Genomic DNA, 20,986 nt, shown 5'->3' with positions numbered 1-20,986 from the left:
AAAGCGTCTCGCAAACTTAAAAACCCGTCTCAGTTACCGTCGGCTAATCTTTTTTTCCAGTCCATACCTAAGGTATATTTCGCCCTTCACAGGAGAAACTATGCTGCCAACTCAATCAACCCGATTAAACAAGTACATTAGCGAGAGCGGGATCTGCTCACGTCGCGAGGCTGACCGTTACATTGAACAAGGTAACGTGTTCCTCAACGGCAAACGCGCCACCATCGGTGACCAGGTGGTCCCTGGCGATGTGGTTAAAGTAAATGGTCAGGTCATCGAACCGCGTGATGCAGAAGACCTGGTGTTTATCGCGTTGAACAAACCGGTTGGGATTGTCAGCACCACCGAAGACGGTGAGCGGGACAACATCGTTGATTTCGTGAACCACAGCAGCCGTATCTTCCCGATTGGTCGCCTGGATAAAGACTCTCAGGGGCTGATTTTCCTCACCAACCACGGCGACCTGGTGAACAAAATTCTGCGTGCCGGTAACGACCACGAGAAAGAGTACATCGTGACGGTGAACAAGCCGGTGACGGACGAGTTCATTCGCGGGATGGGCGCAGGCGTGCCGATTCTGGGCACCGTGACGAAGAAGTGCAAGGTCAAAAAAGAAGCGCCGTTTGCCTTCCGCATTACCCTGGTGCAGGGCTTAAACCGCCAGATTCGCCGCATGTGCGAGTATTTTGGTTATGAAGTGACGAAGCTGGAACGTACGCGCATCATGAACGTCAGCCTGTCCGGGATCCCGCTGGGCGAGTGGCGTGACTTAACGGACGACGAGCTGATCGAGCTGTTCAAGCTTATCGAAAACTCCTCGTCCGAAGCGAAGCCGAAAGCTAAAGCGAAACCGAAAACGCAGGCGATTAAACGTCCGGTGGTGAAGGCACCGCAGGCGGAAGAGAAAGGGCGGGGCAAGCCGGGTAACGGAAAACGCTTTACCCAGCCGGGGCGCAAAAAGAAAGGGCGCTGATTAGCGCCTTCCACGGGTTGATGTATTGGCGGACCAGGAAAAGGTCGCCTCTGCATCCGGCTTATAAGCCTGCTCTTTTTTCAGCTTGCGGGCTTTTTTCGCCGCAGCCTCACGTTGCGCCATCAGCTTGTCGATGTACTCTTTTTTAACCTGATTGGTTTCGGCGTTCGTCAGCGTGCGGCCATGGGCGATGCGGGCGCGGTCGAGAAGCGTTTTCAGTTCGCGCTGCTCGGCTTCCGTCATGTCTTTCTGGGTCAATCGTGGTGTAGCCATTGCTGAAGCCTCCTGATGGGGAGGCTTCAGTGTAAAGCAAGCCGCGTCAATTAACCCTGCTTCAGCGCATCTTTTTTCGGTTGCTCATCAATCGGTTTACCGGACCAGTAGCCCGCCAGCAGCGAGCCGGACAGGTTGTGCCAGACGGAGAACAGCGCGCCCGGCAGGGCCGCCAGCGGTGAGAAGTAAATTTTACCCAGCGCCGCTGCCAGGCCGGAGTTCTGCATGCCTACCTCGATTGCCAGCGTGCGGCAGGTGGACTCGTCAAAGCCAAACAGCTTCCCGCCCCAGTATCCGCCCAGCAGGCCGATGGTGTTGTGCAGTACCACCGCGACGATCACCACAAAGCCTACGGAGGCAATGTGCGACGCGGAACCGGCCACCACGGCGCTGATGATCGCCAGAATGCAGACCATCGAAAACGCGGGCAGGTACGGCTCAACCGCTTTCACCACGCGTGGGAACAGATGGTGGATAACCAGCCCCAGCGCAATCGGGATCACCACAATCTGCAGAATGCTAAGCAGCATGCCCATCACATCCACCTGAATATGCGCGTCCACGTACAGGCGGGTTAACAGCGGTGTGGCAATGACGCCAACCAGCGTGGATACCGAAGAGATGGTCACGGAGAGCGCCACGTCACCTTTCGCCAGATAGATCATCACGTTAGATGCCGTACCGCTGGCGACGCTGCCCACCAGCACCATCCCGGCGGAGAGATCGGGCGGCATCTTAAAGGCCATCGCCAGCAGCCAGGCCGCGAGCGGCATCACCAGGTAGTGCAGGAAGATCCCTGCAGCCACCGGCGCCGGGCGCGACAGCACGCGTTTAAAATCGTCGATTTTCAGGTGCACGCCCATGCCGAACATAATCAGCATCAGCAGCGTGGTGACCCACGGACCAATGCCCGTGAACGTGGTAGGGGTGTAATACGCGAGTACGGAGAGCAGCAGCGCCCATAGCGGGAACAGCCGGGTGATAGCGGATAACATAGTGAATTCCTTGCAGTATTGTCGTGTTGTTTAGTTATGAAAAAGCCGGGTCTGTGCCCGGCTTATAGGTATTGTTTATCGTGCTAACGAATTTTATTCAAACAAATTCTGATGAAGTTTCTGCACCACCTGCTCGGCCTGATCGGCAGGGACCAGGAAGCAAAGGTTATAGCTGGAGGCACCGTAGCAGATCATGCGGATGTTGAACGGGTCAAGCACGCCGAACACCTCTTTGCCCACGCCGCAGGCGCGAGACAGCTTGTTACCGATGATGGCCACCAGCGCCAGGTCTTCTTCGACCTCCACGCGGCACAGCTCAGACAGCTCAATCAGCAGCGACTGCGTCAGCAGGGTGTCGCCGGTGGAGGTGGAGCCGGTGGTGTCCAGCGTCAGCGCAATGCTCACCTCGGAGGTGGTAATCAAATCTACAGAGATGTTATGGCGCGCGAGGATGCCAAACACTTCTGCCAGGAAGCCGCGGGAGTGCAGCATATTGTGGCTGTGCAGCGTGACCAGCGTCTGGCGGCGGCGCAGGGCCAGCGCGCGGAACAGCGGCGGGTTCTCGGTTTTCTTGCAGACCAGCGTCCCGCCCGCTTTTGGATCTTTACTGGAGCCAACGAAGACCGGAATATCGCTGCGCACGGCAGGCAGCAGCGTTGCCGGATGCAGCACTTTTGCACCGAAGGTGGCCATTTCAGCCGCTTCTTCAAAGGCAATCACATCAATACGTTTTGCCGCGGAAACGACGCGCGGATCGGTGGTGTAAATACCCGGCACGTCAGTCCAGATATCCACGCGCGTTGCGTGCAGGGCTTCGCCCAGCAGCGCGGCGGTGTAATCGCTGCCGCCACGGCCAAGCGTGGTCGTGCGTCCTTTCGCTTCGCTGCCGATAAAGCCCTGGGTGATCACCATGCCTTCTGCCAGGCGCGGCGCCAGCTGCTGGTTGGTGAGCTCGGCCAGCATCTCAACGTCCGGTTCGGCGCGCCCAAAACGATCGCTGGTGCGCATCACTTTACGCACGTCAAACCACTGCGCCTGAACGTTACGCTCGCGCATAATTTCAACAAACAGCAGGGTAGACATCAATTCACCGTGGCTGACCAGTTCATCGGTCAGGGCGGTAGAGGTGGCCAGGGACGCCGCTTCTGCCAGGGTGGTGATATTTTCCAGCAGGCGCTCCACTTCTTCGCGGATCACGTTCGGGTTTTGCAGACGTTCAAGAATGTCGAACTGAATTTTGCGCAGTGCATCCAGCTTCACGAAACGTTCTGTCGCTTCCAGTCCTTCAGACAGAGAAACCAGCAGGTTCGTCACGCCGGCGGATGCAGAGAGCACCACCAGGCGGGTATTCGGATCGGCCAGCACCACATCGGCGCTGCGGTTCATGGCATCGTAATCGGCCACACTGGTGCCGCCAAACTTGGCGACCACAAAACTCGTCATAACAACCTCGTGTCAGGGAATGAATAAGCGACCTTGGCACAAGAATGAAACGAAAACAGGTGCAGGCGCAAAATACGGCCCTATAAATAAAATGCGGGGGAGGTCCTGTCAATGCTGGGATTATGCGGATTTTTTATGGGGGGGTACCCCTGAGAAACAGGACTTATAACAGGCCCATATTTTATGCTCCTTTTTACCCCCTTTTGACCGACATTTCGCCACGCCGGAAGGGCTCGACAGCAGCTATACTTTTCGGGTCTTTTCACCTGCGTTTGATGCAGACCAGGGCAATGGCATAAAAACCATCACAATTTTTATTTGCAGGCGCTACAATCGACCGCAGTCACAATTCTCAAATCAGAAGAGTATTGCTAATGAAAAACATCAACCCAACGCAGACCGCTGCCTGGCAGGCACTCCAGAAACATTATGATGAAATGAAAGACGTCACCATCGCGGATCTGTTCGCGAAAGATGCCGATCGTTTCAACAAGTTCTCCGCGACCTTCGACGACCTGATGCTGGTGGATTTCTCTAAAAACCGCATTACCGAAGAGACGCTGGCAAAACTGCAGGATCTGGCGAAAGAGACCGAGCTGGCCGACGCCATCAAATCCATGTTCTCCGGCGAGAAGATCAACCGCACCGAAGACCGTGCCGTGCTGCACGTGGCGCTGCGCAACCGTAGCAATACGCCAATCATCGTTGACGGCAAAGATGTGATGCCGGAAGTAAACGCGGTGCTGGAAAAGATGAAAACGTTCTCCGAAGCGATCATCTCCGGCAACTGGAAAGGCTACACCGGCAAAGCGATCACCGACGTGGTTAACATCGGTATCGGCGGCTCTGACCTCGGCCCGTTCATGGTGACCGAAGCGCTGCGCCCGTACAAAAACCACCTCAACATGCACTTTGTCTCTAACGTCGATGGTACCCACATCGCCGAAGTGCTGAAAAACGTGAACCCGGAAACCACCCTGTTCCTGGTGGCGTCCAAAACCTTCACCACCCAGGAAACCATGACCAACGCCCACAGCGCGCGTGACTGGTTCCTGAAAACCGCGGGCGACGAAAAGCACGTGGCGAAACACTTTGCGGCGCTCTCCACCAACGGTAAAGCGGTAGGCGAGTTTGGCATCGATACGGCGAACATGTTCGAGTTCTGGGACTGGGTTGGCGGCCGCTACTCTCTGTGGTCTGCAATCGGTCTGTCCATCATCCTGTCCGTGGGCTTTGACAACTTCGTTGAGCTGCTCTCCGGCGCGCATGCGATGGACAAACACTTCTCCACCACCGCGCCTGAGAAAAACCTGCCGGTGCTGCTTGCGCTGATCGGTATCTGGTACAACAACTTCTTCGGCGCTGAAACCGAAGCGATCCTGCCATACGACCAGTACATGCACCGTTTTGCGGCCTACTTCCAGCAGGGCAACATGGAATCCAACGGTAAGTACGTTGACCGTAACGGCAACGCGGTGGATTACCAGACTGGCCCGATCATCTGGGGCGAGCCGGGCACCAACGGCCAGCATGCGTTCTACCAGCTGATTCACCAGGGTACCAAAATGGTACCGTGCGATTTCATCGCCCCGGCGATCACGCACAACCCGCTGTCCGACCACCATCCGAAGCTGCTGTCCAACTTCTTCGCACAGACCGAAGCGCTGGCGTTCGGTAAATCCCGCGAAGTGGTTGAGCAGGAATACCGTGACCAGGGTAAAGATCCGGCCACGCTGGACCACGTTGTGCCGTTCAAAGTGTTCGAAGGCAACCGCCCAACCAACTCCATCCTGCTGCGCGAAATCACCCCGTTCAGCCTGGGCGCGCTGATTGCGCTGTACGAGCACAAGATCTTCACTCAGGGCGCGATCCTGAACATCTTCACCTTTGACCAGTGGGGCGTTGAGCTGGGCAAACAGCTGGCAAACCGCATTCTGCCAGAGCTGGATGACGATAAAGCTATCGACAGCCACGACAGCTCCACCAATGGTTTGATTAACCGTTATAAAGCATGGCGTGGGTAATTAATATGTCATGAAAAATGCCGGCGATATGCCGGCATTTTTTTATCGGATAATTCCTGATGTCTGTTAGTTAACTCAAATTCTGACTCTGAGTTTAATCTGAAAAAGGCGGTTAACCTGCTAATTGCTGCGGTTTATTTTAAGAAAATACGTAGAGCTAAGATAATAAGGATATATTATAATTTATTGATTTTTATCGATTATTTATTTTAAATATTTGTTTTTCGTTTCTGTTTTATCCATTAGTCCGAAAACCGTCCCCCTATTTCTCCCCACGGTAAACCCTCTGCTGTAGTTGTGTATACTCGATTCCGCCTGAATTTCTTTTCGGGCAAATCTCCATTCATTCATTGAAGGGAAATTGTTATGAAGAAAGTACTGTATGGCATTTTTGCCATATCTGCACTTGCGGCGACGTCTGTCTATGCAGCTCCGGTCCAGGTCGGGGAAGCAGCAGGGTCGGCAGCGACGTCTGCGTCTGCGGGAAGTTCTACCGCAGCCAGCACCAGCACCGTAAGTTCAGCCGTGGGTGTCGCGCTGGCGGCAACCGGTGGCGGTGATGGCTCCAATACCGGAACCACGACCACTACGACAACCAGCACCCAGTAATACCGGGTGTTTTAATCATAACCACACTTCGGTGTGGTTATTTCGCCCCTTCGGAGAAGAGTCGTGAAGCGACCTGCAATCATTCTGATTTGCCTGCTGTTGCAGGCGTGCTCAGCCACCACCAAAGGGCTGGGACATTCACTGTGGGAAAGCCTTTTCGGCACGCCGGGCGTTCATCTGACCGATGACGAACTTCAGAACATGCCGTACGCCAGTCAGTACATGCAGCTAAACGATGGCCCGCAGCTGTTTGTGGTGCTCGCTTTCGATGAAAACGGGCAGCAGAAATGGGTGACGCAGGATCAGGCCACCATCGTCACGCAGCATGCCCGAATCGTGAAAACGCTGCTCGGCGGCGACAACTTGCTCGAGGTGAATAATCTCGCCGAAGACCCGCTCATCAAGCCAAATCAGATCGTCGACGGCGCAAGCTGGACGCGCACGATGGGCTGGACCGAGCACAAGCAGGTGCGCTACGCCACGGCACGCTCGACCTTCCGCTGGGACGGTACGGACAGCGTGAAAGTCGGCAGCGACGAAACGCAGGTTCGCGTGCTGGATGAAGAGGTCACCACCGACCAGGCCACCTGGCATAACCGCTTCTGGATCGACGAGGATGGGCAGATCCGTCAGTCCTTGCAGTATCTCGGTGCCGGTTTCTTCCCGGTGAAAACCACCCTGATCAAGGCGGCGAAATCATGAAAACGCTCATCCACGCTGCGCTTCTCGCCAGCCTTGCCGCGCCGCTGGCATGGTCCGCAGGAACGGTAAAGGTCTACACGCCGGACAGTGAAAAACCCAAAACCTTAACCAACGCCGAGCATCTGCTCGATCTCGTCGGGCAGCCAAGGCTTGCCAACAGCTGGTGGCCGGGAGCGGTGATCGGCGAGCGTCAGGCGACGGTTAAGGCGGAGCAGGAACACCGTGCCCTGCTGGCCCGTCTGACGAGCCTGGCGGAGCAGGAAGACGGCGACGATGCCGCGGCCATTAACAGCGTTCGCCAGCAGCTTCAGACGCTGAAGGTGACAGGCCGCCAGAAAGTCAATCTTGATCCAGATGAAGTGCGCGTCACTGAAAAGGGCAACCCCACGCTTGAAGGGGAATACACCCTCTGGCTTCCGGTGAAGCCGACGACGGTGACCGTGATGGGGCTTATCAGCAGCCCCGGTAAAAAGCCCTTTACGCCCGGCCGCGACGTGGCGAGCTATCTCGACGAACAAAGCCTGCTGAGCGGCGCGGATAACAGCTACGCATGGATTATTTATCCAGACGGGCATACGCAAAAAGCGCCGGTGGCGTACTGGAATAAACGCCATATCGAACCCATGCCGGGCAGCATCATTTTTGTCGGTTTTGCCGACCATTTCTGGACGAAGGCATATGACGGGCTTAACGCCGATATCCTTCACTCCCTGACACAGCGGATACCGGAAGAATGAAAAGAACCTATCTCTACAGCATGCTGGCGCTCTGCGTAAGCGCCGCCTGCCATGCAGAAACGTATCCGGCACCTGTTGGCCCGTCTCAGTCAGACTTCGGTGGCGTCGGTTTACTGCAAACGCCTACCGCGCGCATGGCGCGTGAAGGGGAAATTAGCCTTAACTACCGCGATAACGACCAGTATCGCTACTATTCCGCCTCCGTACAGCTTTTCCCGTGGCTTGAAACCACGCTGCGCTACACCGACGTGCGTACGAAACAGTACAGCAGCGTAGACGCCTTCTCCGGCGATCAGACCTACAAAGATAAAGCCTTCGACGTCAAGCTGCGCCTGTGGGAAGAGAGCTACTGGATGCCGCAGGTCTCCGTGGGTGCAAAAGATATCGGCGGGACCGGCCTGTTCGACGCGGAATACATCGTGGCCAGCAAGGCTTGGGGACCGTTTGATTTTTCTCTCGGTCTTGGCTGGGGCTATCTCGGCACCAGCGGCAACGTTAAGAACCCGTTCTGTACCTACAGCGATAAATACTGCTACCGCGATAACAGCTACAAGAAAGCCGGTTCCATCAACGGCGACCAGATGTTCCACGGCCCGGCCTCGCTGTTCGGTGGTGTGGAATACCAGACGCCGTGGCAGCCGCTGCGCCTGAAGCTGGAGTACGAAGGGAACGACTACTCGCAGGACTTCGCCGGGAAGATTGAGCAGAAGAGCAAGTTTAACGTCGGCGCCATTTATCGCGTCACCGACTGGGCCGACGTTAACCTCAGCTACGAGCGTGGCAACACGGTGATGTTTGGCTTCACGCTGCGCACCAACTTCAACGACATGCGGCCGCACTACAACGATAACGCGCGGCCTGCCTACCGGCCGGAGCCGCAGGATGCGATTCTGCAGCACTCCGTGGTGGCAAACCAGCTGACGCTGTTGAAATACAACGCCGGTCTGGCCGATCCGAAAATTCAGGTGAAAGGCGATACGCTGTACGTCACCGGCGAGCAGGTGAAATACCGCGACTCGCGTGAAGGGATCGAACGCGCCAACCGGATCGTGATGAACGATCTCCCGGACGGGATCCGCACGATCCGCGTGACGGAGAACCGCCTGAATCTGCCGCAGGTCACCACCGAAACCGATGTCGCCAGCCTCAAGCGCCATCTTGAAGGCGAACCGCTCGGGCATGAAACCGAGCTGGTGCAAAAACGCGTAGAGCCGATCGTGCCGGAAACCACCGAGCAGGGCTGGTATATCGATAAATCGCGCTTTGATTTCCACATCGATCCGGTACTGAACCAGTCCGTCGGCGGGCCGGAAAACTTCTACATGTATCAGCTGGGTGCGATGGCGACGGCGGATCTGTGGGTCACCGACCACCTGCTGACCACCGGCAGCCTGTTCGGCAACATTGCGAACAACTACGACAAGTTTAACTACACGAACCCGCCGAACGACTCGAAGCTGCCGCGCGTGCGTACCCGCGTGCGTGAATACGTGCAGAACGATGTCTACGTGAATAACCTGCAGGCCAACTACTTCCAGTACTTCGGCAACGGCTTCTACGGCCAGGTTTACGGAGGCTACCTGGAGACTATGTTCGGCGGCGCGGGGGCGGAGGTGCTGTATCGTCCCGTCGACAGCAACTGGGCGTTCGGGATTGATGCCAATTACGTTAAGCAGCGTGACTGGCGCAGCGCGCAGGACATGATGAAGTTCACCGACTACAGCGTCAAAACCGGCCACCTGACCGCCTACTGGACGCCTTCGTTCGCGCAGGACGTGCTGGTGAAAGCCAGCGTCGGCCAGTATCTGGCGGGCGACAAGGGCGGCACGCTGGATATCTCCAAACACTTCGACAGCGGCGTCGTGGTGGGCGGCTACGCCACCATCACCAACGTCTCGCCGGACGAGTACGGGGAAGGGGACTTCACCAAAGGGGTTTACGTGTCGATTCCGCTGGATCTCTTCTCATCCGGTCCGACCCGCAGCCGTGCGGCAGTGGGCTGGACACCGCTGACGCGTGATGGCGGCCAGCAGCTTGGGCGTAAGTTCCAGCTGTACGACATGACCAGCGATAAGAACATTAACTTCCGCTGATGCTTCACGCCGGGCGGCACTGCGCTTACCGGGCCTACGGTTTTTGTAGGCCCGGTAAGCGCAGCGCCAGCGGGCGAATGCGCCAAACATAAACAAAAAATATAGATCCCCGTCACATTTTTGCGTTATACAGGAATCTCGTCCTGGAGAATGAGGTGCTGTATGACATCCCTGACTCGCCCGCGCGTTGAGTTTATCTCAACGATACTCCAGACCGTGCTGAACCTCGGTCTGCTGAGCCTTGGCCTGATCCTGGTCGTCTTTCTCGGCAAAGAGACGGTGCATCTGGCGGATGTGCTGTTCGCCCCTGAGCAAACCAGCAAATATGCGCTGGTGGAAGGTCTGGTGGTCTACTTTCTCTACTTTGAATTTATCGCCCTGATTGTGAAGTACTTCCAGTCCGGCTTTCACTTCCCGCTGCGCTATTTTGTCTACATTGGCATCACCGCCATTGTGCGGCTGATCATCGTCGATCATAAATCCCCGCTCGACGTGCTGATCTACTCGGCGGCGATCCTGCTGCTGGTGATCACCCTCTGGCTGTGTAATTCGAAGCGGCTGAAACGCGAATAAAAAAAGGGCGCTCCGAAGAGCGCCTAACAACAGTCACAAGTTGGGTCAATACAATACGTCTAAAGTTGAGGGTTGCAGTGGCATAACAAATGAAACTTAACCTTTCACGCCGCCCGCCGTCAGGCCATTCACCAGCCAGCGCTGGGCCAGCAGGAACACCACGGTAATCGGGATGGCAGACAGTACGGCCGCCGCGGCAAAGTCGCCCCACAGGTAGTTTTGCGGGTTGAGGTATTGCTGCATACCTACGGCCAGGGTGTAGCTGTTCACATCGCGCAGTAACAGTGAGGCGACCGGTACTTCGGTGATCGCCGCGATAAACGACAGAATAAAGACCACCGCCAGAATCGGCACGGACAGCGGCAGCAGCACCAGACGGAACGCCTGCCACGGGGTAGCACCATCCAGCGACGCCGCCTCTTCCAGCGAGCCGTCGATGGTTTCGAAATAGCCTTTAATGGTCCACACATGCAGGGCAATACCGCCGAGATAGGCAAAGATCACGCCGCCGTGGGTATTCAGACCAATAAACGGCACGTACTGGCCGAGACGGTCAAACAGGGCATACAGCGCCACCAGCGACAGCACAGCCGGGAACATCTGGAAAATCAGCATGCCTTTCAGCAGCGTTGCTTTGCCCGGGAAACGCATGCGGGCGAAGGCATAAGCACAGGTGGTGGAGAGCGTCACGATGCCGATGGCGGTGATGGTCGCCACTTTCACCGAGTTCCACAGCCACAGCAGCACCGGGAACGGCGGCGGGGTGACGCGGCCATCGGCGTGCTCCACGCTGAAGCCCAGCGCGAGCTTCCAGTGCTCCCAGGAGATTTCATCCGGGATCAGGCTCCCGGTCGCAAAGTTACCCGAACGCAGGGAGATGGCGATAACCATCAGCAGCGGGAACATGATGGCCGCGATGAAAATCAGCAGGCCTAAGTGCGTCGCGAGGAGGCGCAGCTTCTGAGATTTGGGTTGTACCATTGCCATGTTCAGTACCCTCCTTAGTCAAATTTCATACGTGTGGCTTTCAGGTTCACAATCGCCAGAGCGCCAACCAGCAGGAAGATCAGGGTGGCAATCGCCGCCGCCAGACCAAAGTCCTGGCCGCCGCCGCCTTCAAAGGCGATACGGTAGGTGTAGCTCACGAGCAGGTCGGTATAGCCTGCCGGCGTGGTGGTGCCAAGGCGGTCCGGGCCGCCGTTGGTCAACAGCTGAATCAGCACGAAGTTGTTAAAGTTAAAGGCGAAGCTGGCAATCATCAGCGGCGTCAGCGGCTTAATAAGCAGCGGTAGCGTAATTTTAAAGAAGTTCTGGAACGGACCCGCGCCGTCCATCGCCGAGGCTTCATACAGATCGTCCGGAATCGCCTTCAGCAGCCCCATGCACAGGATCATCATGTACGGATAGCCCAGCCAGGTGTTGACGATGATAATCATCGAGCGGGCGGTGGTCGGGTCGCTGAACCAGGCCGGTTTGATACCGAACAGCGCGCTCAGCATCATGTTGATTTCACCGAAGCTCTGGTTAAACAGCCCTTTGAAAATCAGAATCGAGATAAACGACGGTACGGCGTAAGGCAGAATCAGCAGCACGCGGTAAATCGCTTTGCCTTTCAGGGACTCCCACTGCACGAGGCAGGCCAGCACCATGCCTACGGCAACGGTCAGGATCACCGTCAGCACCGAGAAGACCACCGTCCAGACGAAGATGGCGAAGAACGGTTTCTGGATACCTTCGTCGGTAAACACGCGGGTAAAGTTGTCCCAGCCGATGGTGACGGTATAGCCAGGGCTGAGCTTGTCATCACCCCATTTGCCATCGGCATTTATAGACTGATAGAAACCAATGTCGTTATTCGGACGGTACTTCACGCCGCTCTGGTTGTTGGTCAGCGTGCCGTCGTCCGCCAGGGTATAAAGCGGCTGCGTGCCGGAGAACTGGCGCAGCGAGCTCATGGTCACTTTGCTTTCATCGGGCAGCACGGCGGTGAGCTGGGTCAGCGCCTGGCGATTCTGGGTAATGATACGCAGGTTCGCACGTTCACCCTCCGGCAGGGCCGCGGCCTCTTTTAAGATCAGCTTCTGCTCGCCGCCAAATTTGAACGCGTCGGAAAGATAGTTTTTGCCGCTCTCACCGTCAGTGAGCGCTAACTTCCACTCGTCACCTGCAGGATACAGGCCGAAGTTAAAGGTTTTACCCGCCTGATAAGAGCGATCCAGAAGCACCTGAGTGGCGCGCTCCTGCGCGAGCTGGTTGGTGCTGCTGTAGTTGGTGAACGCAATGGCGATGGTGCAGATCAGCGGGAACAGGACAAACAGCCCCATCCCGGCCACGCCCGGGTAGACATAGCGCCAGGCATAGGCTTTACGGTTGGCGAAAATATACAGGCCAGCAGAGCTTAAGATCAGCGTCATGATGGCGAACAGATATTCCCCTTGTACGTACATTAAAACAACAAGGTAACCCACCAGCAGACACAGCAGACCGATCGCTGACCACTTCAGCGCGTCGCTTTGCCACCAGTGCTTCTTTTTAATGACATCCATGGGGTTCTTCCTCTACAACGGTGGAAACTTTTCGTCAGGTGGCGCTGCGCTTACCTGACCTACGGATCGTGCCGTAGTCGTAGGGCGGGTAAGCGCACGCGCCACCCGCCGTTTTTCTTCTTACTTAGTAATACGACCCTGAGCATCTTTCAGCGCGGCATCGACAGTCTGGCGACCGCTTGCAGCGTTGATAACGGCGGTACGGGTGGCGTACCAGAACGCGGCCATCTGTGGGATGTTCGGCATGATTTCGCCTTTCTGAGCGTTATCCATGGTTGCCGCGATGCGTGGATCTTTTGCCAGCTGATCCTGGAAGGATTTTAGCGCCACGGCGCCCAGCGGTTTGTCCTTGTTCACTTCACCCAGACCCTGATCGGTCAGCAGGTAGTTTTCCAGGAACTCTTTCGCCAGCTCTTTGTTCGGGCTGGCGGCGTTGATGCCCGCGCTCAGCACGCCCACGAACGGTTTAGACGGCTTGCCGTTGAAGGTTGGCAGCAGGGTCACGCCGTAGTTGATTTTGCTCTTGTCGATATTGGTCCAGGCCCACGGACCGTTGATGGTCATCGCGGTTTCGCCTTTGTTGAACGCCGCTTCCGCGATGGAGTAGTCAGTATCCGCGTTCATGTGTTTGTTCTTAATCAGGTCAACCAGGAAGGTCAGGCCTTTTTTCGCGCCCGCGTTGTCCACGCCCACGTCTTTCACGTCATATTTGCCGTTTTCAAACTTGAACGCGTAGCCGCCGTCGGCAGCAATCAGCGGCCAGGTGAAGTACGGCTCTTGCAGGTTGAACATCAGGGCGGATTTACCTTTCGCCTTCAGCTCTTTATCCAGTTTCGGGATCTCTTCCCATGTTTTCGGTGGGTTTGGCACCAGGTCTTTGTTGTAAATCAGTGACAGGGCTTCAACCGCGATTGGGTAGGCGATCAGCTTGCCGTTATAGCGAACGGCGTCCCAGGTGAACGGGAACAGTTTGTCCTGGAAAGCTTTGTCTGGCGTGACTTCAGCCAGCAGGCCAGACTGCGCGTAACCGCCGAAACGGTCGTGTGCCCAGAAGATGATGTCCGGGCCGTCACCGGTTGCCGCAACCTGCGGGAATTTCTCTTCCAGTTTGTCCGGGTGCTCTACGGTAACTTTGATACCGGTGTCTTTCTCGAATTTTTTGCCCACTTCGGCCAGGCCGTTATAGCCCTTGTCGCCGTTAATCCAGATAACCAGCTTGCCTTCTTCAATTTTGGCGAGCGCTGGGGCGGAAACCATCATTGCTGCAAGGGCGGACAATGCGAAAACGCGTGCGCCAGTCTTGATATTCATATCTGCCATCCTTTTTGGTGATGTGCTCGTGGATACATAAGGTGGTTCAACGTGACTCAGTCTCCTTATTTGACATCCTCTTTCCATCCTCCCAACCCCTACGCCCCACCCCCCGTTTGTGTGATCTCCGTTGCATAAATTTAAGTTATGAGTGCTGGCGCACATAAAAACCCACCGAATTTTGCAGGCGGCTTCACGAATTTCGCCTCAGCCCCCCGGCTGCGGTCGCAGAGCCTGTTCTCTCATCCTCCCGCCTCCTCCCCCATAAAAAAGGCGGGGGGTGGAGGATTCACGAAAGTAATGGATACCCCATAGTGAACTTATCTTGAATGTTTCTGTCGGTGACAGGTTGTAACGAAGGGAGAAGGGCATGGCGAGCGTACAGCTGCGTAATGTAACGAAAGCCTGGGGCGACGTAGTGGTGTCGAAAGACATCAATCTGGACATCACTGAAGGCGAATTTGTGGTGTTTGTCGGCCCATCAGGCTGTGGTAAATCAACTCTGCTGCGTATGATTGCCGGTCTTGAAACCATCACCAGCGGCGACCTGCTGATCGGTGATACCCGAATGAACGACATCCCGCCAGCCGAACGCGGCGTAGGCATGGTGTTCCAGTCTTATGCGCTTTATCCCCATCTTTCCGTTGCCGAGAACATGTCCTTTGGCCTGAAGCTGGCCGGGGCGAAAAAAGAGGTCATTAACCAGCGTGTCACGCAGGTGGCTGAAGTGTTGCAGCTGGCGCACCTGCTGGAGCGTAAACCGAAAGCGCTTTCCGGCGGTCAGCGTCAGCGCGTGGCGATTGGCCGTACGCTGGTGGCCGAGCCGCGCGTGTTCCTGCTCGATGAACCTCTCTCTAACCTGGATGCCGCCCTGCGCGTCCAGATGCGTATTGAAATCTCCCGTCTGCACAAGCGCCTTGGCCGCACGATGATTTACGTCACCCACGATCAGGTCGAAGCGATGACCCTCGCCGACAAAATCGTGGTGCTGGACGCCGGTCGCGTGGCGCAGGTGGGCAAACCGCTGGAGCTGTATCACTACCCGGCAGACCGCTTTGTTGCGGGCTTCATTGGCTCGCCAAAGATGAACTTCCTGCCCGTCAAAGTGACGGCGACAGCCATTGAACAGGTACAGGTGGAGCTGCCAAACCGCCAGCAGGTCTGGCTCCCGGTCGACAGCGCCAACGTACAGGTCGGGGCAAATATGTCCCTCGGTATCCGTCCTGAGCATCTACTGCCAAGCCACATTGCGGATGTGACGCTGGAAGGTGAAGTTCAGGTCGTCGAACAGCTTGGTCACGAAACACAGATTCATATCCAGATCCCCGCCATCCGTCAGAACCTGGTCTACCGCCAGAACGACGTGGTGTTGGTAGAAGAGGGTGCCACATTCGCTATCGGCTTGCCGCCAGAGCGCTGCCATCTGTTCCGTGAGGATGGCACCGCATGTCGTCGGCTGCACAAAGAGCCAGGCGTTTAAGCAATCCCAAAAGAAGACACGAAACCGACAGGTGAAGTGTTCAAAGAAAAGCAATGATCTCAGGAGATAGAATGATGATTACTCTGCGCAAACTTCCTCTGGCAGTTGCCGTCGCAGCGGGCGTAATGTCTGCTCAGGCGCTGGCCGTGGATTTCCATGGTTATGCTCGTTCCGGTATCGGCTGGACGGGTAGTGGCGGCGAACAACAGTGCTTCCAGGCAACCGGTGCCCAAAGTAAATACCGTCTTGGTAACGAATGTGAAACCTATGCGGAACTGAAGCTGGGCCAGGAAGTGTGGAAAGAAGGCGACAAGAGCTTCTACTTCGACACCAACGTAGCGTACTCCGTGGCGCAGCAGAACGACTGGGAAGCCACTGACCCGGCGTTCCGTGAAGCTAACGTGCAGGGTAAAAACCTGATCGAATGGCTGCCAGGTTCCACCATCTGGGCCGGTAAGCGCTTCTATCAGCGTCATGACGTACACATGATCGACTTCTACTACTGGGATATCTCTGGTCCTGGTGCGGGTCTGGAAAACATCGATGTCGGTTTTGGTAAGCTCTCTCTGGCAGCAACCCGTTCTTCCGAAGCAGGCGGTTCATCCTCTTTCGCCAGCAATAGTATTTATGATTACACCACTCGTACAGCGAACGATGTCTTTGACGTGCGCCTGGCACAGATGGAAATCAACCCAGGTGGCACTCTGGAACTGGGTGTTGATTACGGTCGTGCTAACCCGCGTGATGATTATCGCCTGGTTGATGGTGCTTCAAAAGATGGTTGGATGTTCACCGCTGAGCACACACAGAGCATGCTGAAGGGCTATAACAAGTTTGTGGTTCAGTATGCCACTGACTCAATGACGTCTCAGGGTAAAGGCTTGTCTCAAGGTTCTGGTGTAGGCATCGATTCTAACTCGGGTTATGCCTACGACATTAACAACAACGGTAGCCTGCTGCGTATTCTCGACCACGGTGCAATCTCTCTGGGCGATCGCTGGGACCTGATGTATGTCGGTATGTACCAGGACATCGACTGGGATAACAACAACGGGACCAAGTGGTGGACCGTGGGTGTACGTCCGATGTTCAAATGGACGCCTATCATGAGCACCTTGCTGGAAGTGGGTTACGACAACGTGAAATCACAAAGCGCTGACGAAACCAACAACCAGTACAAAATCACCCTGGCACAACAGTGGCAGGCAGGCGACAGCATTTGGTCTCGCCCGGCAATCCGTGTATTCGCAACCTACGCCAAGTGGGATGAGAAGTGGGGTTATGACTACAACGGTAACCCATCTAACAACGCTAACTACGGTAAAGCGTTCAAAGATGGTTTCAATGGAAGCTCCTTCGGTCGTGGCGACAACGACGAGTGGTCCTTCGGCGCCCAGATGGAAATCTGGTGGTAATCCCGTCTTAATCTGACGTAATGACCAAACTGAGGGGCGCAAGCCCCTCAATCCTTGGGACGGCGCGCTATTGCCTGGCTACCGCTGAACCTGTGCATTTTGAGGTGATAACAATGAAAATGAACAAAACTCTCCTTGCCCTTTGTTTATCCGCAGGGCTGCTGGCAAGCGCGCCTGCCGTAACGCTCGCTAACGTCAACTTCGTTCCGCAAAACACAACATCTGCACCAGCTATTCCGACAGCGGCACTGCAACAGCTTGTCTGGACGCCTGTCGATCAGTCTAAAACCCAGACCACCCAGCTCTCAACGGGCGGCCAGTCGCTTAATGTTCCGGGTATTACCGGCCCGGTTGCTGCGTATAGCGTACCCGCCAATATCGGTGAACTGGCCATTACCCTGACCAGTGAAGTCAACAAGCAGACGAGCGTATTTGCGCCTAACGTGCTGATTCTCGATCAGAACATGACGCCATCAGCCTTTTTCCCAAGCGAATACTTTACCTACCAGGAGCCTGGCGTGATGAGCGCCGATCGTCTGGAAGGCGTCATGCGCCTGACCCCTGCGCTGGGCCAGCAAAAACTCTACGTGCTGGTCTTTACCACCGAGCAGGATCTCCAGAAGACCACCACGCTGCTCGATCCGGCTAAAGCCTACGCAAAAGGCACCGGTAACGCGATTCCTGATATTCCGGACCCTATTGCTCGTCACGTCACCGACGGAACGTTAAAGCTGAAGGTGAAAACGAACAGCGGTTCCAGCGTGCTGGTCGGCCCGCTGTTTGGCTCCTCCGGTAACGGCCCTGTGACCGTGGGCAATACCGCAGCACCTGCTTACACCGCGCCTGCTGCCACGGCAGCCGCACCGGTCGCCGCAGCAGCGCCAGCCCCGGCGAAGAAAGCCGAGCCCGTACTGAACGACACCGAAGAGTACTTCAACAACGCCATTAAGCAGGCGGTGAAGCGCGGCGATGTCGATAAAGCGCTGAAACTGCTTGATGAAGCCGAACGTTTAGGTTCAACCACTGCCCGTTCCACCTTTATCAGCAGTGTAAAAGGCAAGGGGTAACTGTTCCCCACAGTGCTGATTTGTTAGTAGTTTAGTGCGCCTGAGTGGGCGCACTTTTTTTCGTATTCGCCAGGCTGTTGCGCCCATGTTGCGATAGTGATCGTTAAATAACGTTTGGCCCCCCCCTCATTGCCCGTTTCTGCGATACAATGCCATTACGTTATGTATCGGAGAGTCTGGCATGTCACACCCCGCGCTAACGCAACTGCGTGCGCTGCGCTATTTCGACCAAATACCTGCGCTTGATCCGCAGCAGCTGGACTGGTTGCTGCTGGAAGATTCCATGACAAAACGTTTTGAGCAACAGGGTAAAACGGTCACGGTAACCCTGATACAGGAAGGGTTTGTCTCCGGCGATGAGATCGCCAGCGAGCTGCCGCTGTTGCCGCAAGAGGAACGCTACTGGCTGCGTGAAATTTTACTCTGTGCCGATGGCGAACCTTGGCTTGCCGGGCGGACGGTGGTGCCCGAATCTACCCTATCCGGGCCTGAGCTGGCGCTGCAGCGGCTGGGGAAAACGCCGCTGGGACGTTATCTTTTCACCTCATCTGAGCTGACCAGGGATTTCATTGAAATTGGGCGTGATGCCGAACTGTGGGGGCGCCGTTCCCGCCTTCGCCTGAGCGGTAAGCCGTTAATCCTGACGGAGCTATTTTTACCGGCATCACCGTTGTACTAAGAGGAAGAAAAAATGGAGTGGACCCTGACGCAGAATAAGCTGTTGGCGTATCACCGCTTAATGCGTACCGATAAACCCATTGGCGCGTTGCTGCTGCTGTGGCCGACCTTATGGGCGCTGTGGGTGGCCACGCCGGGCATGCCGCCGCTGTGGATCCTGGGCGTATTCGTTGCCGGCGTCTGGCTGATGCGCGCGGCGGGCTGCGTGGTGAATGACTATGCCGATCGTAAATTTGACGGCCACGTAAAGCGCACTGCCAACCGCCCGCTACCCAGCGGCCAGGTGACCGGGAAAGAAGCGCGCGTACTGTTCATCGTTCTGGTGCTGCTCTCTTTCCTGCTGGTATTAACCCTGAACACCATGACGATTCTGCTGTCCGTCGCGGCGCTTGCTCTGGCCTGGGTTTATCCCTTTATGAAGCGCTACACCCATCTGCCTCAGGTGGTGCTGGGGGCGGCGTTTGGCTGGTCGATTCCGATGGCGTTTGCGGCAGTTAGTGAGTCCTTACCGCTTAGCTGCTGGCTGATGTTCCTGGCGAACATCCTCTGGGCCGTGGCGTATGACACGCAATATGCGATGGTTGACCGCGACGATGACCTGAAAATTGGCATTAAATCCACCGCCATTCTCTTTGGACGTCAGGACAAACTTATCATTGGCATTCTGCAGGTTGCGGTACTGGCGCTGATGGTCGCGATTGCGCGCCTGAACGGGCTGAACTGGGAATTTTACTGGTCGATACTGGTAGCAGGACTGCTGTTTGCCTACCAGCAGAAGCTGATTGCAAAACGCGAACGTGAAGCTTGCTTTAAAGCGTTTATGAACAATAACTATGTCGGACTGGTGCTGTTTTTAGGCCTGGTCATGAGCTATTTTTCCTGATTGACGCGCGGTCATGCTCCGCCGGGTATGGCCGCATCGTTACCCTGCATTACCGCCCTCACAAATTTAAACCATCGTTTCATAAATTCGCGCTTTTGTGAGGCGCTTCACCTACGCTTCTTCCGGGCTAGTCTATTTTCTAAGCGTAAAAAAATAAAACACTGTTTTAACGCTGACATCGCTACCCTGGAGCTGACTCAATGAATACGACCCTCAAGCCGTTACTGGCCGCGCTGTGCCTGTCTGCTTTTGCCTGCACCGTTTCTGCCCAAACCATCAAAGCCGCCGATGTGCATCCTGAAGGCTACCCGAACGTGGTCGCGGTTCAGCACATGGGTGAAAAACTCAAACAACAAACCGACGGCAAGCTGGAGATTAAGGTCTTCCCCGGCGGCGTGCTGGGGGATGAAAAGCAGATGATTGAGCAGGCGCAGATGGGGGCGATTGACATGATCCGCGTCTCCATGGCGCCGGTTGCCGCCATCCTGCCGGATATCGAAGTCTTCACCCTGCCGTACGTTTTCCGCGATGAGGATCATATGCATAAAGTGATCGACGGGGATATCGGCAAGCAGATCGGCGACAAGCTGACCGCGAACCCGAAATCCCGCCTGGTGTTCCTCGGCTGGATGGATTCCGGCACCCGCAACCTGATCACCAAAGAGCCGATCGTCAAACCTGAAGATCTGAAAGGGAAGAAAATCCGCGTGCAGGGCAGCCCGGTGGCACTCGCCACGCTGAAGGACATGGGGGCGAACTCGGTGGCGATGGGCGTTAGCGAGGTTTACAGCGGCATGCAGACCGGCGTGATCGACGGCGCGGAGAATAACCCGCCCACCTTTATCGCCCACAACTACATGCCGGTTGCTAAAAACTACACCCTCAGCGGCCACTTTATCACCCCGGAAATGCTGCTCTATTCAAAAGTGAAATGGGACAAGCTGAGCGCTGATGAACAGCAAAAAATCCTGACCCTGGCCCGTGAAGCGCAGTTCGAACAGCGCAAGCTGTGGAATGCGTATAACGACCAGGCGCTGGCGAAAATGAAGGCGGGCGGCGTGCAGTTCCACGATATCGATAAGACGGTATTCATCAAGGCCACAGAGCCGGTGCGCGCCCAGTATGGCGACAAGCATCAGGATCTGATGAAAGCCATCGCTGACGTCCAGTAATACGGAGCACGT

19 protein-coding genes are annotated in these 20,986 nt (G+C 56.0%); 13 read left to right on the top strand and 6 right to left on the bottom strand.

Annotated elements, in window-relative coordinates; all coding sequences use genetic code 11:
* The first annotated feature begins 100 nt into the window (after nt 1–100).
* Complete coding sequence (rluF, locus tag INF73_RS05395; RefSeq protein WP_022646725.1) at nt 101–973, top strand: 23S rRNA pseudouridine(2604) synthase RluF; 873 nt, start codon at nt 101–103, stop codon at nt 971–973.
* Here the strand turns inward: rluF and INF73_RS05390 are convergent, their stop codons facing one another.
* From INF73_RS05390 to lysC, 3 genes are all read right to left on the bottom strand, one after another.
* Nucleotides 974–1,246, bottom strand: a complete 273-nt coding sequence (locus tag INF73_RS05390) for a DUF3811 domain-containing protein (protein ID WP_003860346.1) — start codon at nt 1,244–1,246, stop codon at nt 974–976.
* A gap of 50 nt (nt 1,247–1,296) precedes the next feature.
* Complete coding sequence (panS, locus tag INF73_RS05385) at nt 1,297–2,241, bottom strand: ketopantoate/pantoate/pantothenate transporter PanS (protein WP_047362611.1); 945 nt, start codon at nt 2,239–2,241, stop codon at nt 1,297–1,299.
* Between the two features lie 93 nt (nt 2,242–2,334).
* On the bottom strand, nt 2,335–3,684 hold the full coding sequence (lysC, locus tag INF73_RS05380; RefSeq protein WP_041911575.1) for a lysine-sensitive aspartokinase 3: 1,350 nt from the start codon (nt 3,682–3,684) through the stop codon (nt 2,335–2,337).
* Nucleotides 3,685–4,058: 374 nt separating this feature from the next.
* Here lysC and pgi point away from each other — a divergent pair, with 374 nt between their 5' ends.
* The 6 genes from pgi to psiE all read left to right on the top strand — a co-directional run bounded on the left by pgi (nt 4,059) and on the right by psiE (nt 10,422).
* A complete protein-coding gene (pgi, locus tag INF73_RS05375) occupies nt 4,059–5,708 on the top strand; it encodes a glucose-6-phosphate isomerase (RefSeq protein WP_193540853.1) in 1,650 nt (549 codons plus the stop codon).
* A 366-nt stretch (nt 5,709–6,074) separates the two neighbouring features.
* Nucleotides 6,075–6,317 carry an exopolysaccharide production protein YjbE gene (gene yjbE / locus INF73_RS05370; RefSeq protein ID WP_013095034.1) on the top strand — a complete coding sequence of 81 codons (243 nt, stop codon included), beginning with the start codon at nt 6,075–6,077 and terminating at the stop codon, nt 6,315–6,317.
* A 63-nt stretch (nt 6,318–6,380) separates the two neighbouring features.
* Nucleotides 6,381–7,019: a YjbF family lipoprotein gene (locus INF73_RS05365; protein WP_047366840.1), complete on the top strand. Its 639-nt coding sequence runs from the start codon at nt 6,381–6,383 to the stop codon at nt 7,017–7,019.
* The gene (locus tag INF73_RS05360; protein ID WP_193540851.1) at nt 7,016–7,756 is read left to right on the top strand and encodes a capsule biosynthesis GfcC D2 domain-containing protein; all 741 of its coding nucleotides are present in this window, start codon (nt 7,016–7,018) and stop codon (nt 7,754–7,756) included. The genes INF73_RS05365 and INF73_RS05360 overlap by 4 nt, the downstream gene beginning before the upstream one ends.
* Nucleotides 7,753–9,849 carry a YjbH domain-containing protein gene (locus INF73_RS05355; protein WP_028015126.1) on the top strand — a complete coding sequence of 699 codons (2,097 nt, stop codon included), beginning with the start codon at nt 7,753–7,755 and terminating at the stop codon, nt 9,847–9,849. The genes INF73_RS05360 and INF73_RS05355 overlap by 4 nt, the downstream gene beginning before the upstream one ends.
* A 162-nt stretch (nt 9,850–10,011) precedes the next feature.
* Nucleotides 10,012–10,422 (top strand): phosphate-starvation-inducible protein PsiE, encoded by a 411-nt coding sequence (gene psiE, locus INF73_RS05350; protein WP_000202963.1) that lies wholly within the window; start codon nt 10,012–10,014, stop codon nt 10,420–10,422.
* A gap of 96 nt (nt 10,423–10,518) precedes the next feature.
* Here the strand turns inward: psiE and malG are convergent, their stop codons facing one another.
* From malG to malE, 3 genes are all read right to left on the bottom strand, one after another.
* Complete coding sequence (gene malG / locus INF73_RS05345) at nt 10,519–11,409, bottom strand: maltose ABC transporter permease MalG (RefSeq protein ID WP_006810496.1); 891 nt, start codon at nt 11,407–11,409, stop codon at nt 10,519–10,521.
* A 14-nt stretch (nt 11,410–11,423) separates the two neighbouring features.
* Nucleotides 11,424–12,968: a maltose ABC transporter permease MalF gene (gene malF / locus INF73_RS05340; protein ID WP_193052749.1), complete on the bottom strand. Its 1,545-nt coding sequence runs from the start codon at nt 12,966–12,968 to the stop codon at nt 11,424–11,426.
* 120 nt (nt 12,969–13,088) lie between these two features.
* Nucleotides 13,089–14,279 carry a maltose/maltodextrin ABC transporter substrate-binding protein MalE gene (malE, locus tag INF73_RS05335; RefSeq protein ID WP_032644952.1) on the bottom strand — a complete coding sequence of 397 codons (1,191 nt, stop codon included), beginning with the start codon at nt 14,277–14,279 and terminating at the stop codon, nt 13,089–13,091.
* A 370-nt stretch (nt 14,280–14,649) separates the two neighbouring features.
* Between malE and malK the strand changes: the two genes are divergently transcribed.
* From malK to INF73_RS05305, 6 genes are all read left to right on the top strand, one after another.
* Nucleotides 14,650–15,759: a maltose/maltodextrin ABC transporter ATP-binding protein MalK gene (gene malK / locus INF73_RS05330; protein WP_028015130.1), complete on the top strand. Its 1,110-nt coding sequence runs from the start codon at nt 14,650–14,652 to the stop codon at nt 15,757–15,759.
* A gap of 71 nt (nt 15,760–15,830) precedes the next feature.
* Nucleotides 15,831–17,174 (top strand): maltoporin, encoded by a 1,344-nt coding sequence (locus INF73_RS05325; protein ID WP_028015131.1) that lies wholly within the window; start codon nt 15,831–15,833, stop codon nt 17,172–17,174.
* 113 nt (nt 17,175–17,287) lie between these two features.
* The gene (malM, locus tag INF73_RS05320; protein ID WP_045631390.1) at nt 17,288–18,241 is read left to right on the top strand and encodes a maltose operon protein MalM; all 954 of its coding nucleotides are present in this window, start codon (nt 17,288–17,290) and stop codon (nt 18,239–18,241) included.
* Between the two features lie 181 nt (nt 18,242–18,422).
* Nucleotides 18,423–18,920 carry a chorismate lyase gene (gene ubiC, locus INF73_RS05315; RefSeq protein ID WP_014882105.1) on the top strand — a complete coding sequence of 166 codons (498 nt, stop codon included), beginning with the start codon at nt 18,423–18,425 and terminating at the stop codon, nt 18,918–18,920.
* A 12-nt stretch (nt 18,921–18,932) separates the two neighbouring features.
* Complete coding sequence (gene ubiA, locus INF73_RS05310; protein ID WP_028015133.1) at nt 18,933–19,802, top strand: 4-hydroxybenzoate octaprenyltransferase; 870 nt, start codon at nt 18,933–18,935, stop codon at nt 19,800–19,802.
* A 200-nt stretch (nt 19,803–20,002) separates the two neighbouring features.
* Nucleotides 20,003–20,974 (top strand): TRAP transporter substrate-binding protein, encoded by a 972-nt coding sequence (locus tag INF73_RS05305; protein WP_028015134.1) that lies wholly within the window; start codon nt 20,003–20,005, stop codon nt 20,972–20,974.
* Nucleotides 20,975–20,986: the final 12 nt, after the last annotated feature.

This window comes from Enterobacter cloacae complex sp. P6RS, from assembly GCF_014982245.1.
Taxonomy (GTDB): Bacteria; Pseudomonadota; Gammaproteobacteria; order Enterobacterales; family Enterobacteriaceae; genus Enterobacter; species Enterobacter bugandensis.
The sequence above is the reverse complement of the archived record's forward strand: the minus strand, read 5'-3'. Positions and strand labels throughout refer to the sequence as shown.